Below are 14,423 nucleotides of genomic sequence, written 5' to 3' on the forward strand. Positions count from 1 at the left end.
CGGCCGTCGGGAACAGGATTCCCAAGCGTCGGGAATACGATTCCCAACCGGTTGGGAACAGGATTCCCACCGGCCGGGGAGAGAATGTCCGGCGGCTGGGAGTACCGGGACAGACGGCCGGTAAAAAAGAAAACAGCAAATCATCACATTATCTTACAATGAAAACAAGAATACTCTTTACCTTATCTTTCATCGTCTTCCATGTCGTATCCGGTCTCGCACAGGTGCGCGTCATCAATCTGAAGACCTGGAACTTCTCACGTGACAGCCTCCACTGGCAGACCGTGGACATACCCCACGACTGGGCCATCAGCGGTCCTTTCGACAAGAAGTGGGACCTGCAGCGTGTCGCCATAACCCAGAACGGCGAGAAGCAGGCGACGGAGAAGTCGGGACGCAGCGGTGCGCTGCCCTGGATCGGCGAGGGGTGGTACAGCTTCCGGCTGCCGCTCGCCGACCGGAGGAGCTTTTCCCACGCCTATCTCTGCTTCGACGGCGCCATGTCGGAGCCTGTCGTCTATGTCAACGGAAAGGAGGCCGGCCGCTGGGCGTACGGCTACAACGCCTTCCGCATCGATGCCACACGCTATCTGAAGGAGGGGGAGAACACCATCGTCGTCCACCTCAACAACCGCGAGGAAAGTTCGCGCTGGTATCCCGGGGCAGGCCTCTACCGTCCGGTGAAACTCGTCCTTGCCTCGGAGCTGCGCATTGACCCGTGGAATGTCTATCTGCGTACGACCCGCCTCGATGCCGGCGGCGCTGCGCTTTCCGTTGACGCGAAGGTCGACGGATGGGACGGGAGGAAAAAGCTGGTGGCGGTCGCCGGCGGCGGCACCTCCGCCCGTCTGGAGAAGATACCCCTTTCCGTCGACCCGCAGACGGGCATGGCGCATGGCGAGCTGAACTGGAAGAAAGGGAAGTACACCGCATGGACACCGGAGCATCCTGTCCTCATTCCGTTCACGATCTATGCTGTTGACGGCGATGTGCTGACGGCTCTTTACACGACGAAGACGGCCGTCCGCACGGTTTCCGTCTCTCGGGAAAAGGGCTTCCAGCTGAACGGCGTGACGCGGAAGATCAAGGGGGTCTGCCTCCACCACGACCTCGGACCGCTCGGTGTGGCGGAGAACAGGACGGCCCTGATACGCCGGATCAGGCGCATGAAGGACATGGGGGCGGATGCCATCCGCACGTCGCACAATATGCCTTCGGAGCTCCTGATGCAGCTCTGCGACTCGCTGGGGATGATGGTCATGGCGGAGAGCTTCGACATGTGGATCTATCCCAAGTGCAGGAACGGCTATGCACGGTTCTTCAACGAATGGGCCGACAAGGACATGGAGTCCCTTGTGAGGCATCATCGCAACCACCCAAGCATCATCATGTGGAGCATCGGCAATGAGATTCCGGAGCAGTGGAGCGAGGAGGGACGGCAGATCGCTGGACGGCTGCAGGCTGTCTGCCACCGGCTGGACCCGTCGCGCCCTGTCACCCAGGGGATGGACAGGGCAGAGGATGCCCTGAAGTCGGGTTTTGCACAGGTGATGGACGTGCCGGGCTTTAACTACCGTGTCTACAAATACAACCGGAACGTGGCACAGCTGCCCGGGGGATTCCTCCTGGGTTCGGAGACGGCCTCGACGGTATCGAGCCGCGGGGTGTACAAGCTGCCGGTCCGATGGGGAGTGGCCGAGGCCGACAGCGACGGGCAGGTGTCAAGCTACGACACGCAATGGTGTCCGTGGAGCAACCTGCCGGAGGAGGACTTCATCGCCATGGAGGACCTGCCCTATACCATCGGGCAGTTCGTATGGACGGGAGAGGACTATCTCGGCGAACCGACGCCGTATGATGAGTACTGGCCCAGCCGCAGCAGTTACTTCGGCACCTGCGACCTGGCCGGTCTGCCCAAGGACCGTTATTACCTCTACCGGTCGGTATGGAACACGAAGGAACCGACGCTGCACCTCCTGCCGCACTGGACGTGGAACGGACGTGAGGGGCAGACGGTGCCTGTCTTCTGCTATACCAGCTACCCTGAAGCCGAGCTGTTCGTCAACGGCAGGTCGCAGGGACGCCGCCGCAAGGCGGGGAAGGCTGTGCAGGGTGCCGCCGCTGCCGGACACGCCACCACACCGGACAAGGCCCGGCAGCGTGCCGGCCGCTACCGGCTGATGTGGGACGACGTGGTCTATGAGCCGGGCGAACTGAAGGTCGTGGCATACGACGGACAGGGTCACAAGGTCGGTTCGACGGCGGTCTATACCGCCGGGAAGGCGGAGCAGCTGCTCCTCACCTGTGACAATGCGGCGGAGGGCTTTCCCGGAGGCGACCTCGCCTACATCACGGTGACGATGCTCGACGGGAAGGGAATCCCCGTACCGGATGCTGATGACGAGCTCTTCTTCACCGTGTCCGGCGCCGGCCGGTTCAAGGCTGCCTGCAATGGCGACCCGACCTCGCTGGAACCGTTCACGGAACCGCACATGAGACTCTTTCACGGGAAGCTCGTTGTCATCGTGGAAAGGACGGCCGGGACAGGCGGCATCACACTGACCGTGCAGAACGGAGCCCGTACGGTCAGCAGGCAGATAACCGTCGGCGATGCCGGTGACCGGCCGTAGGGAAAAGAATGGATCCGCCTCTGACGGTGGAATGCCGGAGACGGATCTACGGGGCGGCACGCTTCCGTGCCGGCCATCATGATGCCGGACGGAGCGGGGCGCTTGCCCGGAGAAATCAGGAGGTATTATGCGACAAACAAGACTTTTTTCATTGCTTCTGTCGGCTGTTCTTGTCCTTCCGCTGCATGCACAGGAACGGCGTTATACCCGGCTGAAAGGCTATTACCGGGTATATCAGGCTACGAACTCCCTGCTCAGCTACTTTGTGGACGGGATGATGGAGTTCTATGTCCCTGTACCCGACTCTACGGCGGAGGATGCGGGCGAGAAGAGAGGGGCGGTCTTCGTGGACAGGAAGATCCTTGGTGAACGGCGGCGGAAAGATCCGGAGGCGAACGGTGACGATACCTTCATCCGGATCTCGCTGCCAGGTCTGGAACGGCAGACCCTCCTCGAAAGCATCAGCGGTGAGGAGTACTCCACCCGCAACAACGGGGATGTGTACCGGTGGGCGGACAAGTGCGGGAAGATAACCCGCGGGAAACGGAAACTGAACGGGAAGACCGAGACCGTGACGACCGTCGAGATAGACAACCTTACAGGGCAGCCCGGGCACGAAATCGACATGGGACAGCTGCGGATGTATGGTATCGTGGCACGTATGACACAGGCCTGTGAGAGCGAGAGCTATGTTTCCGGCAACGTGCTCCTTTCCGCTCTGAAACGGCAGACGTTCTTCGCCCACTACCGGGGCGAGGACGATGACGACCGCATCGACGTGTGGAGTGAGTTCTATGTGTCTGACAGCATGACGATAACCGAGACAGAACTCAAGCGCATCAGGAAGGAGAAGAACCGCATATGGACCTTCTCCGTCCCGGCTTCTGTACCGCCGCTGGACAAGGAGGTGGCTGCGGGATGGGCGAAGATGGTGGAGTATTGAGGGTGCTGCCGGGAGGTGTGCCGGATGCGCCGGAAGGTGCGGTCAGGAGTCGAGGGGGCATCGTGAGTGAAGTTGAACAGGGACATGGAACAGAGAAATGTCCGAACGAGATGTATAGATGAAGAAAGACATTGTATTATTCTTGTTTCTTCTGCTGTTGGCAGGCTGCGGAAGACGGCATGGGCAAGGGGACGTCCCGGAAGAGAGATTCACCGTTGACCTTCGCCTTCCCGTAACGCCTGTGAAGGACCAGGGGACAAGTCCGCTCTGCTGGGTCTATGCCATGCTTGCGACAATAGAGACCGAACATATCATGCAGGGCGATTCCGTGAACCTCAGCCCCGACTATGTCGCCCGGATGTATCTGCGCGAACAGGCGGAACGCCGGCGGCTGCTGCCCGGGAGGATGGTGCGGAACGAGCCGCCTGTCAGCCTGTGCGGCATGAGTACGATGCTCATCGACCTTATCCAGACCTACGGCCTGCAGCATTACGATGCCTATCACCGTAGGCCGGACGTGGACTATGATGTCCTCTGCCGGAAGATCGTCCGGGGCGGAGATGCTGACAGGCTGCTGGATGAGAGCATAGGGACATTGCCCCGGCAGGTCTTCTGGCTGGGTGCGGTCTACACCCCGCTGGAGTTTGCCCACAGTGTCTGCACCGACGACGAGTACACGGCACTGACCAGCTTCACGCATCATCCATACGGCCGGCGGTTCCCCTTGGAAGTCCCCGACAACCATTTCCATGACACTTTCCTCAATGTTCCGCTCGACACGCTGATGCACTGTATCGTGCGAAGCCTCCGTTCCGGCCATCCTGTCTGCTGGGAAGGAGACGTGTCGGAGCTGGGGTTCCGGTCTGAACAGGGGTTCGCCGTGTTGCAGGACGAAGACAGGAAGGTGACGGCGACGCGCCGGCAGGCTGACTTCGAGGCACACCGGACGACGGATGACCACTGCATGGAGATCGTCGGGCTGGCGCACGACCGGCATGGACGGCGTTTCTTCCTCTGCAAGAACAGCTGGGGAACCGGCGGCCGTTACCGGGGATTCATGTTCCTGAGCGAACCTTACGTGCGGATGAAGACCATTGCCGTAGTGCTGAAAAACGGCAGTTTCTGAAGACCGCCCTTTGTCCTTTCAGTAAACAGGCCGTACGGAAAGCATCCCGGTATTTGCCGTCTTTCACATTGAAAAATAGCCCTTATATGCCTGTCAGCATATAAGGGCTATCTGTTGTTTTGAAGTTTGAAGGCAGCACTTTTGTCGGTTCCTCCTCCGTCATGTCCGGCAATGGCTTTGAAAGGATTTCTCTCAGCCGGCTGTGCGGCCGTATGCAGAAGGACCGGCAAGACAGCCGGCAAGCGGAGCCGGTCGGACCGGCAGATGCTCACCTCAGCAGCAGCCGGCGTGCGAACTCCCAGATGACGATGCCTGCCGTGACACTGACATTGAGCGAATGTTTAGTGCCGAACTGCGGTATCTCCAGACAGCCGTCGCTCATGTCCACGACGGTCTGCTTCACTCCTTTCACCTCGTTGCCCAGGATGAGCGCATAGTGACGGTCGCCGGCGGGGCTGTTCTCTCCCTCTTCTCGAGAGACAGCCGGGAGGCGGGGGGTGAGGTCCTGTAGCTTCGTAGAACCTTCCACCTGTTCTACGCTATAGACAAACACCCCCCGGCGGTGCAGCTCTTCGACGGCCTCCTCCGTATGTGCGAAATACCGCCAGGCGACGGAATCCTCGCCGCCGAGTGCCGTCTTGTGTATCTCGGCATTGGGCGGCGTGGCGGTGATGCCGCACAGATAGATCGCCTCTACACGGAAAGCATCCGCCGACCGGAAGACGCTTCCCACGTTATACAATGACCGCACATCGTCGAGGACGACGGTGAGTGGCAGCTTGTCGGCTTCCTTGAATTCCTCAATGGAGAGCCTGTTCATCTCAATGGTACGTAGTTTCCGCATAAAAGAAGTTGCCTCCGGCACCCCGGGAAAGGAGAGGAAACAGGAGGGATGAGTTGAAAAGGGTAGTATCTGACAAGTGCAGACCCGCCTTCCTCTCCCGTGCAGGAGAGGGACAGGGTGCGGCGGAAGACAGGGACTGTCTCTGCTTACTTCATGTTGAAGACCAGTGCATATGCCTTGATTCTCTTCACCATGGAAAGCAGGCCGTTGCTGCGTGTCGGTGATAGATGCTGGCGCAGTCCGATCCTGTCGATGAAATACAGGTCGGTATCGAGAATCTCCTGCGGTGTGTGATGGTTCAGGACACGGATCAGCAGGGCGATGATGCCCTTGGTGATCAGTGCGTCGGAGTCGGCTGTAAAGGCGAGCTTTCCGTCTATGTTGTCGCATTGCAGCCATACACGGCTCTGACATCCGTCAATGAGGTTCTGCTCGTTCTTGTACTTTTCGTCCAGCGGTTGCAGTTCGTTTCCCAAGTCGATGAGCATCTGGTATTTGTCCATCCAGTCGGTGAAGTCTTCAAACTCTTCGATTACCGCGTCTTGTGCTTCGTTTATTGTCATTGTTCTTCTATTTTATAAGGAGCCGGGGGGAGGAGGGAGAAGCCAGAACCCATGGCGGGATACCTGAATGGTTCCCAGGGATGCGTTTGTCTTCACTCCGTTTCCCTCGGGTCTCTTCCCATCTCAGTTTCTGACCAGCTTGAACAGTTTGTCGTTCGGCCGCACCTTGTCAGGTACGGGAATCGACACCCGCCATCCCTGTTCGGCCCTCTCGACCGGCTTGAGATCGTAACGGATTTCGTCGGCATGGAGGAACATGGCCCCCGTGGTGTTGCCGGTGACGAGGAGCTTGTCGCCCTTGGCGAAGGTGTTGGCCTCTACGGCGATCTCGGCAACGCCCAGACGGGAGAAATACTTCATCACTTTACCGATGAGCACCTTCTTCTCCGTGGCTTTGTTGCCGTATTCCCGGGTCCATTCGCCCATCTTCTTTCCTTGATAGTATCCGTCCCAGAAACCGCGGTTGAAGACGGTGGAGAGCCGTTCGTCCCACAGGTCTTTCTTCGCTTCTGTGAACGTTCCGTCGAGCACGCTCTCGATGGCTTCACGGTAGCAGGTGACGACGGTATGGACGTATTCCGGTCCGCGGGCCCGTCCTTCGATCTTGAATACCCGTACGCCGGCATCCATCATCCGGTCGATGAACCGGACGGTCTTCAGGTCTTTCGGGCTCATGATGTACTTGTTGTCAATCTCCAGCTGGTTGCCGGTCTCGTTGTCGGTCACGGTGTAGCTGCGGCGGCAGATCTGCACGCATTCGCCCCGGTTGGCAGAGCGGTTGGCATCGTGCAGGCTCATGTAACACTTGCCCGATATGGCCATGCAGAGTGCGCCGTGGCAGAACATCTCGATGCGGACGGGCTGCCCCATCGGCCCGCAGATGTTCCGTGCCAGGATCTGTCCGTGTATCTCCTTTACCTGCTCCATGTTCAGTTCGCGCGCCAGGACGGCGACGTCTGCAAACTGTGCATAGAACTTCAGGGCATCGATGTTCGAGATGTTCAGCTGCGTGGAGAGGTGTACCTCTACGCCCGCCTGCCGGCAATACATCATCACCGCCACGTCGCTGGCGATGACGGCGGTGATGCCGGCGGCCTTGGCGGCATCGATGATGCCGTGCATCGTCTCGATATCTTCGCCGTAGATGACGGTATTCACCGTCAGATAGGTCTTGATGCCCTGTGCCTTGCACGTCCCGGCAATCTCCTTGAGGTCGTCGACGGTGAAGTGGTTGGCAGAGTGGGAACGCATATTCAGCTTCCCGATGCCGAAGTACACGGAGTCGGCTCCGGCATGGATGGCGGCTGCCAGCGACTCGCGGGAGCCGACAGGTGCCATTATCTCGAATTCGTTTCTGTTCTTGTTCATTGTCTTGTTATAAGGCTGCAAAGTTACTTAAAATATCCGACAAAGCACACAGGCAGTGGGGATGAATGTCCTGCCCGGCGGCTTCTTTTTGATCGGGCGGCTGTCGGGAAGAGGGCTGCATACAAGTCCTCCAAGGGGCTCTTGAAGTAGGGATGATGGCGGCAGGGCGTGTCCCTGTCCTGCCGCCTCCGCCGGTGTGCCGGTGCCCATGCAGATCCCTCCGGCGTGTGCGGTCCTCGTGCCAACGGTCGAATAGTCAGGCGGTTCTTCGGCGGTCTGCAATATTTTCCGTACCTTTGCGCCGGTCATTTGCAAGATAACACAAGAATGAAGAAACTATATATTGAGACCTACGGCTGCCAGATGAACGTGGCAGACTCCGAGGTCGTGGCCTCCGTCATGAAGATGGCCGGCTACGACGTATGCGAAAATGAGGAGGAGGCTGATGCCATCTTCCTCAACACCTGTTCTGTACGCGAGAATGCGGAGAACAAGATCTACCACCGGCTGGAAGCCCTGCATGCCGAGCAGAAGAAAGGGCGCGGGCTGATCCTGGGCGTGCTGGGGTGCATGGCAGAGCGTGTGCGGGACGACCTTATCCAGAACCACCATGCCAACCTGGTATGCGGCCCTGACTCCTACCTCAACCTGCCCGACATGATCGCACAGTGCGAGAACGGCATGAATGCGATGGACATCGAGCTGTCGACCACCGAGACCTACCGTGATGTCGTACCGCAGCGCATCGGCGGCAACAGGGTGTCCGGCTTCGTGAGCATCATGCGCGGCTGCAACAACTTCTGCCATTATTGCATTGTGCCCTTCACCCGTGGCCGTGAACGTTCGCGCGATGTGGAAAGCATCCTGAAGGAGGTACACGACCTGCACGACAAGGGCTTCAAGGAGGTTACGCTGCTGGGACAGAACGTCAACTCCTACGGTCTGCTGCCGAACGGCAGACGGCCGGAGAACGGGACGTCGTTCGCCGAACTGCTCCGCAAGGTGGCGCAGAGCGTGCCCGATATGCGTGTGCGGTTCACCACATCGAATCCGGAAGACATGACGGAGGACATCGTCGAGGCCGTCGCTGCCGAGCCGAACCTCTGCCACCATATCCATTTCCCGGCGCAGAGCGGCAGCAACAACGTTCTGAAGCTGATGAACCGCAAGTACACCCGCGAAGATTATCTGGCGAAGGTGGCCGCCATCCGCCGCCTTGTCCCGGACTGTGGCCTGACGACCGACATCTTCATCGGCTATCACAACGAGACGGAAGAAGACTTCCAGCAGACACTCTCGCTGATGCGTGAGGTGGGATTCGACTCTGCCTTCATGTTCAAATACTCCGAGCGGCCGGGGACTTACGCAGCCAGGCACCTGCCCGACAATGTGCCCGAGGAAGAGAAGATACGCCGTCTGAACGAGTTGATACGTCTCCAGACGGAGATCTCGGCCGAGCAGAACAGGAAGGACGAGGGCAGGGAGTTTGACATTCTCATCGAACGCTTCGGCAAACGGAGCCGTGAACAGCTCATGGGACGTACGCCGCAGAACAAGGCGGTGGTCATTGCCCGCGGCAGCCATCACATCGGCGAGACGGTCCGGGTACGCATCACAGGGTCTACCAGTGCCACGCTTTTTGGTGAAGAAGTGTAAACATTGCTTATATATAAGGATAAAAGCACGGAACTATTTTGCGGTTTTACTTTTAATAACTACTTTTGCACAGGCTAATTCAAGTACCTATGAGGGAATTTTTACACGTATTGCGTAGGTTCGTACCGCCTTACAAGAAGTACCTTGCACTGTCAATCGTCTTCAATATATTGTCGGCATTGCTCAACATCTTCTCCTTTGCAACGCTCATACCTCTGCTGCAGATACTCTTCAAGGTGGATGCCGGAACCGGTGCGACACGCATCATGGCATGGAGCGAGGGTTCCTTCAAAGAGGTGCTGTCGAACAATGCCGACTATTACACGCAGATATACATTACAAGCTGGGGGCCGACAACGGTGCTGCTGGGCATCGGACTGCTGCTTGCCTTCATGACATTCCTGAAGACAGGAGCCTACTTCCTGTCATCGGCCTCCATCATCCCCATCCGGACCGGCGTGGTACGAGACATCCGCAACCAGCTCTACGAGAAGATCACGTCCCTTTCACTGGGATTCTTCAGCGAGGAGAGAAAGGGAGACATCATCGCCCGCATGAGCGGTGACGTACAGGAGATCGACGGTTCCATCATGTCTTCCATCGACATGCTCTTCAAGAACCCCGTCCTCATCGTCATTTACTTCACCACCCTGCTGATCATCTCCTGGCAGCTGACGCTCTTCACCCTCATCTTCGTACCCGTCTTCGGCTGGTTCATGGGATTCGTCGGCAGGAAGCTGAAGCAGAACAGCATCACGGCGCAGACACTGTGGAGCGACACGATGAGCCAGGTGGAAGAGACCCTGGGAGGACTGAGGGTCATCAAGGCGTTCTGTGCGGAAGAACTGATGAACGAACGTTTTGACAAGGTCAACTCGCAGTACCGCAACGACATCATGCGGGTGAACATCCGCCAGCAGCTGGCACATCCGATGAGCGAGTTCCTCGGAACGGTGATGATCGTCGTCGTGCTCTGGTTCGGCGGTACGCTCGTCCTGGGAGAGTATCCGATCATCAGCGGGCCGACCTTCATCTACTATCTTGTCATCCTGTACAGCATCCTCAATCCGCTCAAGGAGTTCTCCCGTGCGGGCTACAACATCCCCAAGGGACTCGCTTCCATGGAGCGTGTGGACAAGATACTCAAGGCGGAAGTGGCGATACAGGATCCCGAAAGCCCCATACACATCAAGTCGTTCCAGCATGAGATCGAGTTCCGCCACGTCAGCTTCGCCTATGCCGACGGAAAGGACGGTGACGGCAATCCGGTGCTTCAATGGGTACTGAAGGACATCAACCTCGTCATTCCAAAGGGAAAGACGGTCGCACTGGTCGGGCAGAGCGGCAGCGGGAAGTCGACGCTGGTCGACCTTATCCCGCGTTACTATGATGTGCAGAAAGGCGAAATACTCATCGACGGCATCAACATCAAGGACCTGGGTGTACACGACCTGCGGCAGCTCATCGGCAACGTGAACCAGGAGGCCATCCTCTTCAACGACAGCTTCAAGAACAACATCTCCTTCGGTGTCAATGCCACGGACGAGGCCATCGTCGAAGCGGCGAAGATTGCCAACGCCCACGAATTTATCCTTCACAGCGAGAAAGGATACGACACCAACATCGGCGACCGTGGCGGACGCCTCTCCGGCGGACAGCGCCAGCGTGTCAGCATCGCCCGTGCCATTCTCAAGAACCCGCCTATTCTCATCCTGGACGAAGCCACGTCGGCCCTCGATACCGAGAGCGAACGGCTTGTGCAGGATGCGCTCTACAAGCTCATGAAGACCCGGACCACCATCGCCGTGGCTCACCGCCTGTCCACCATCAAGAATGCAGACGAGATATGCGTGATGCAGGAAGGCAAGATCGTGGAGCGCGGGACACACGACGAACTGATGGCGCTGGACGGCTATTACAAGAAACTGCACGATATGCAGGAAATATAATACAAGGAACAGGAAGATTGCAAATGAAACGTTTACTGAAGTCTACATACGGTTCGCCGATAGCGTTGGTGCTTAACCTGCTGCTGGCCTACTGTATTTTTTTTGTGGCGCGGCTGGTTTATTTCGTTGTCAACTACGGTTACTTCGTTGAAGGTCTGTCGGCTTCTTCGCTCTGGACGTGGGTGCGTGGAAGCCTTCTTTTCGATACGACAGCCATCTTCTACACCCATATCCTCTACATTGTCCTGATGCTTTTCCCGCTTTGGAGAAAGGAAACCCCGGTCTACCACAGGATCTGCAAATGGGTGTTCATGGTTGTCAATGGCCTGTCGCTCGCCATCAACCTTGCCGATTCGGTGTATTTCCCTTTCACCCTGCGCCGCACCACGACCAGCGTGTTCCGTGAGTTCGACAACGAAAACAACATCGCCGGCATCCTGTTCCACAATGCTGTCACCCACTGGTACCTCATCCTGATTTTCATCTTCGTTCTATGGCTTGCCAGTAAGTTATATGTCATGCCGCATACTGACCACAGCAGCTATAAAAGCCTGCGCCAGCGGTCGGCCTATGCGGCGCAATTGTTTGTGTGCCTTGCCGTTGCCGCTGTCGCCACCGTAGCCGGTTGCCGGGGCGGCCTGCAGTCGGGAGTACGCCCGATCACCATCAGCAACGCCAACCAGTACGTGGAACGGCCGACAGACTGCGCCCTGGTGCTCAACACCCCCTTTGCCCTTATCCGCACGATAGGCAAGTCGGACTTTGCCGTTCCCGACTACTTCCCCTCCCTGGCGGCCGCACGTGAAATCTACAATCCTGTCCACTGGATGCAGTACAAGGCTCCGAACCCTGCTTCCGGAGTACGCCTTCCGAACAAGAAGAACATCGTCATCCTGATTGTCGAGAGCTTCGGACGAGAATACATCGGCGGCTTCAACCGTGACTTCTTCGGCGGCAAATACAAGGGATACACACCGAACGTAGACCGGCTCATCGACAAAAGCCTCGTCTATCGCTTCTCGTACTGCAACGGACGGAAGAGCATTGACGGCATGCCGTCCATCCTCTGCAGCATACCGCGCTTCGGCGAGCCCTTCATCCTCACGCCGGCTTCGATGAACGACTATACCGGTCTGCCCGGTCTGCTCAGCAAGTGGGGCTACGAGACAGCCTTCTTCCATGGTGCCAACCGCGGTTCGATGGGGTTCCTTGCCTTTGCCAACAAGATCGGCTTCCAGAAGTATTACGGCCGGCAGGACTATGACGAGGATCCCCGCTTCGGCGGCGACAAGGACTTCGACGGCAACTGGGGCATCTGGGACGAGCCGTTCCTGCAATATTACTGTACGAAAATGGGCGAGATGAAGCAGCCGTTCATGACCGCTCTCTTCACCGTCTCCAGCCACGACCCCTTTGTCGTACCGGAGAAATACAAAGATGTCTTCAAGGAGGAGCACCTCCCTATCCAGAAGTGCATCCGCTATACGGACATGGCGATCGGCAGGTTCTTTGCCTCTGCCAGCAGGCAGCCTTGGTTCAAGAACACCATCTTCGTACTCACGAGCGACCACACCAACCAGAGCGACCATGAGCAGTACATGACCGACATCGGCGGTTTCTGCTCACCTATTATCATATACGACCCGTCCGGAGAGATATGCCCGGGACGGGTGGACGGCGTGGCACAGCAGATCGACATCATGCCGACACTGCTGAACCACATCGGTTATAATGCCGGTCCTTACCTGTCCTTCGGCATCGATCTGCTGCACACGCCGGCGGAGAAGACATGGGCGGTGAACTATCTGAACGGCATCTACCAGTACGTCAGATACGGCTACGTGCTTCAGTGGGACGGCCGGCAGACGAAGGCCATCTACCGTGTCACCGACCCGCTGATGCGCCGCAACCTCCTCGGACACGTGCCCGAACAGGCCAGGATGGAACAGGAACTGAAAGCCGTCATCTATCAGTATATGTACCGGATGGTACACGACCGGCTTCATCCCACGGTCAACAACCCGCAATTCTAATGAAGAAAGCCTTTTACAAGACCCTTTATCTCCTTGCCTACGGCTTCTGGTATCTGCTGGCACTCCTGCCCTTCCCGGTGCTGTACCTGTTCTCTGATGTCTTCTATCTGATTATGGCGCATATCGTGAAATACCGCCACAAGGTGATAGGAAAGAACCTCCGGAACAGCTTTCCCGAGAAGACCGATGCGGAACTGCGCCGCATAGAGCAAGGTTTCTACCACTGGTTCTGCGATTACGTCGTAGAGACGTTCAAGCTCATGACCATGAGCCGGGAACAGCTGATGGAGCGGATGACCTTCACGGGTACGGAAGAACTGAACAGACTCCTGTCCGAGGGCCGGTCCGTCGCCATCTATCTGGGACATCTCGGCAACTGGGAATGGATTACCTCACTGCCCTACTGGGTAGAAGACTCCGTCTGCTGCCAGATCTACCACCCTCTGGAAAACGAATACTTCGACCGCCTTTTCAAGTTCGTACGCGAGCGGCACGGCGCACGCTGCATCCCCATGCAGGAGTCTCTGCGCAAGATCATCCAGTTCGGACGTGCCGGCAAGCCGGTTGTCGTGGGCTATATCTCTGACCAGACACCCTTCTGGTGGAACATACACCACTGGATAAAGTTCCTGAACCAGGAGACACCGGTGCTCACCGGGGCGGAACGGATCGTGAAGCACACCCGGCAGGTCTTCGTCTATGGTGACGTGACACGCATCCGCCGAGGCCATTACAACTGTGCGTTCCGCATCATCCGTGAGGACACAAAGTCCTTGCCGGAGTACGAGATTACCGATCTCTACTTCCGGGAACTTGAGAAGTCGATCCGCCGTCAGCCCGAGATTTATCTCTGGAGTCACAACCGGTGGAAGCGGACACGTGCCCGGTTCGACGAGTATTTTGAGGAAGTGAACGGGAAAGTACACCTACGGGAAGGAAAGGAAATGATTTTCTGACGGCGGTCCGCAGAAGGCTCTTCCGTCATGCTCTGTCAATATCTGCGGAGGAAAGCGTCAAAGTACCGGAAGCGGAGAATACGCTTTCTTTGTAACCTTACAGGCAGGTGCAAGGGGCTTTTTCATATTGTTTTCTGAACGGCTTTGGATGATTTCCTGTCTGCGGCTCATCCGTCTGTCTGCCTGCAAGCGTACTCCCTGATGAGTCGAATGGTATCGGGGAAATGAAGCAAGGCGGTTCCGTCTTCTGTTTCCATCCTGTCCGGAAGAGGCTGCCCGGTCTTTGTGATATGAATGTGAAATAACTTTACAACAAAGACAGGACAACCGCCTGTTCTCCATCGTCCAGATGTCC

General features: G+C 57.5%; 10 protein-coding genes. 7 read left to right on the forward strand and 3 right to left on the reverse strand.

The genetic code is table 11. The annotated features are described in order from the left end of the window. Positions 1–158 precede the first annotated feature (158 nt). The 3 genes from J4864_RS05515 (at position 159) to J4864_RS05525 (ending at position 4,699) form a co-directional block, all read left to right on the forward strand. Entirely contained in the window at positions 159–2,630 is a 2,472-nt protein-coding gene (locus J4864_RS05515) for a glycoside hydrolase family 2 TIM barrel-domain containing protein (protein ID WP_211814014.1), read from the forward strand. Between the two features lie 127 nt (positions 2,631–2,757). Further along, entirely contained in the window at positions 2,758–3,573 is an 816-nt protein-coding gene (locus tag J4864_RS05520; RefSeq protein WP_211814015.1) for a hypothetical protein, read from the forward strand. A gap of 118 nt (positions 3,574–3,691) precedes the next feature. After that, positions 3,692–4,699, forward strand: a complete 1,008-nt coding sequence (locus J4864_RS05525) for a C1 family peptidase (protein WP_211814016.1) — start codon at positions 3,692–3,694, stop codon at positions 4,697–4,699. A 268-nt stretch (positions 4,700–4,967) separates the two neighbouring features. Here the strand turns inward: J4864_RS05525 and J4864_RS05530 are convergent, their stop codons facing one another. The 3 genes from J4864_RS05530 to J4864_RS05540 all read right to left on the reverse strand — a co-directional run bounded on the left by J4864_RS05530 (position 4,968) and on the right by J4864_RS05540 (position 7,474). Next, the gene (locus tag J4864_RS05530; RefSeq protein WP_007367795.1) at positions 4,968–5,543 is read right to left on the reverse strand and encodes an RNA methyltransferase; all 576 of its coding nucleotides are present in this window, start codon (positions 5,541–5,543) and stop codon (positions 4,968–4,970) included. Positions 5,544–5,689: 146 nt separating this feature from the next. After that, positions 5,690–6,106 carry a SufE family protein gene (locus tag J4864_RS05535; RefSeq protein WP_007367796.1) on the reverse strand — a complete coding sequence of 139 codons (417 nt, stop codon included), beginning with the start codon at positions 6,104–6,106 and terminating at the stop codon, positions 5,690–5,692. 123 nt (positions 6,107–6,229) lie between these two features. Then, complete coding sequence (locus J4864_RS05540; RefSeq protein WP_211814017.1) at positions 6,230–7,474, reverse strand: peptidase U32 family protein; 1,245 nt, start codon at positions 7,472–7,474, stop codon at positions 6,230–6,232. A gap of 327 nt (positions 7,475–7,801) precedes the next feature. Here J4864_RS05540 and miaB point away from each other — a divergent pair, with 327 nt between their 5' ends. From miaB to J4864_RS05560, 4 genes are all read left to right on the forward strand, one after another. Then, positions 7,802–9,130, forward strand: a complete 1,329-nt coding sequence (miaB, locus tag J4864_RS05545) for a tRNA (N6-isopentenyl adenosine(37)-C2)-methylthiotransferase MiaB (RefSeq protein WP_007367798.1) — start codon at positions 7,802–7,804, stop codon at positions 9,128–9,130. Between the two features lie 89 nt (positions 9,131–9,219). Then, positions 9,220–11,079, forward strand: coding sequence for an ABC transporter ATP-binding protein (locus J4864_RS05550; protein ID WP_211814018.1), 1,860 nt, complete (start codon positions 9,220–9,222; stop codon positions 11,077–11,079). A gap of 23 nt (positions 11,080–11,102) precedes the next feature. Next, a complete protein-coding gene (locus J4864_RS05555; protein ID WP_211814019.1) occupies positions 11,103–13,112 on the forward strand; it encodes an LTA synthase family protein in 2,010 nt (669 codons plus the stop codon). After that, the gene (locus J4864_RS05560) at positions 13,112–14,068 is read left to right on the forward strand and encodes a lysophospholipid acyltransferase family protein (protein WP_211814020.1); all 957 of its coding nucleotides are present in this window, start codon (positions 13,112–13,114) and stop codon (positions 14,066–14,068) included. The genes J4864_RS05555 and J4864_RS05560 overlap by 1 nt, the downstream gene beginning before the upstream one ends. The last annotated feature ends 355 nt before the right edge of the window (positions 14,069–14,423 follow it).

The sequence above is a fragment of the Prevotella multiformis genome (assembly GCF_018127985.1).
Taxonomy (GTDB): Bacteria; Bacteroidota; Bacteroidia; order Bacteroidales; family Bacteroidaceae; genus Prevotella; species Prevotella multiformis.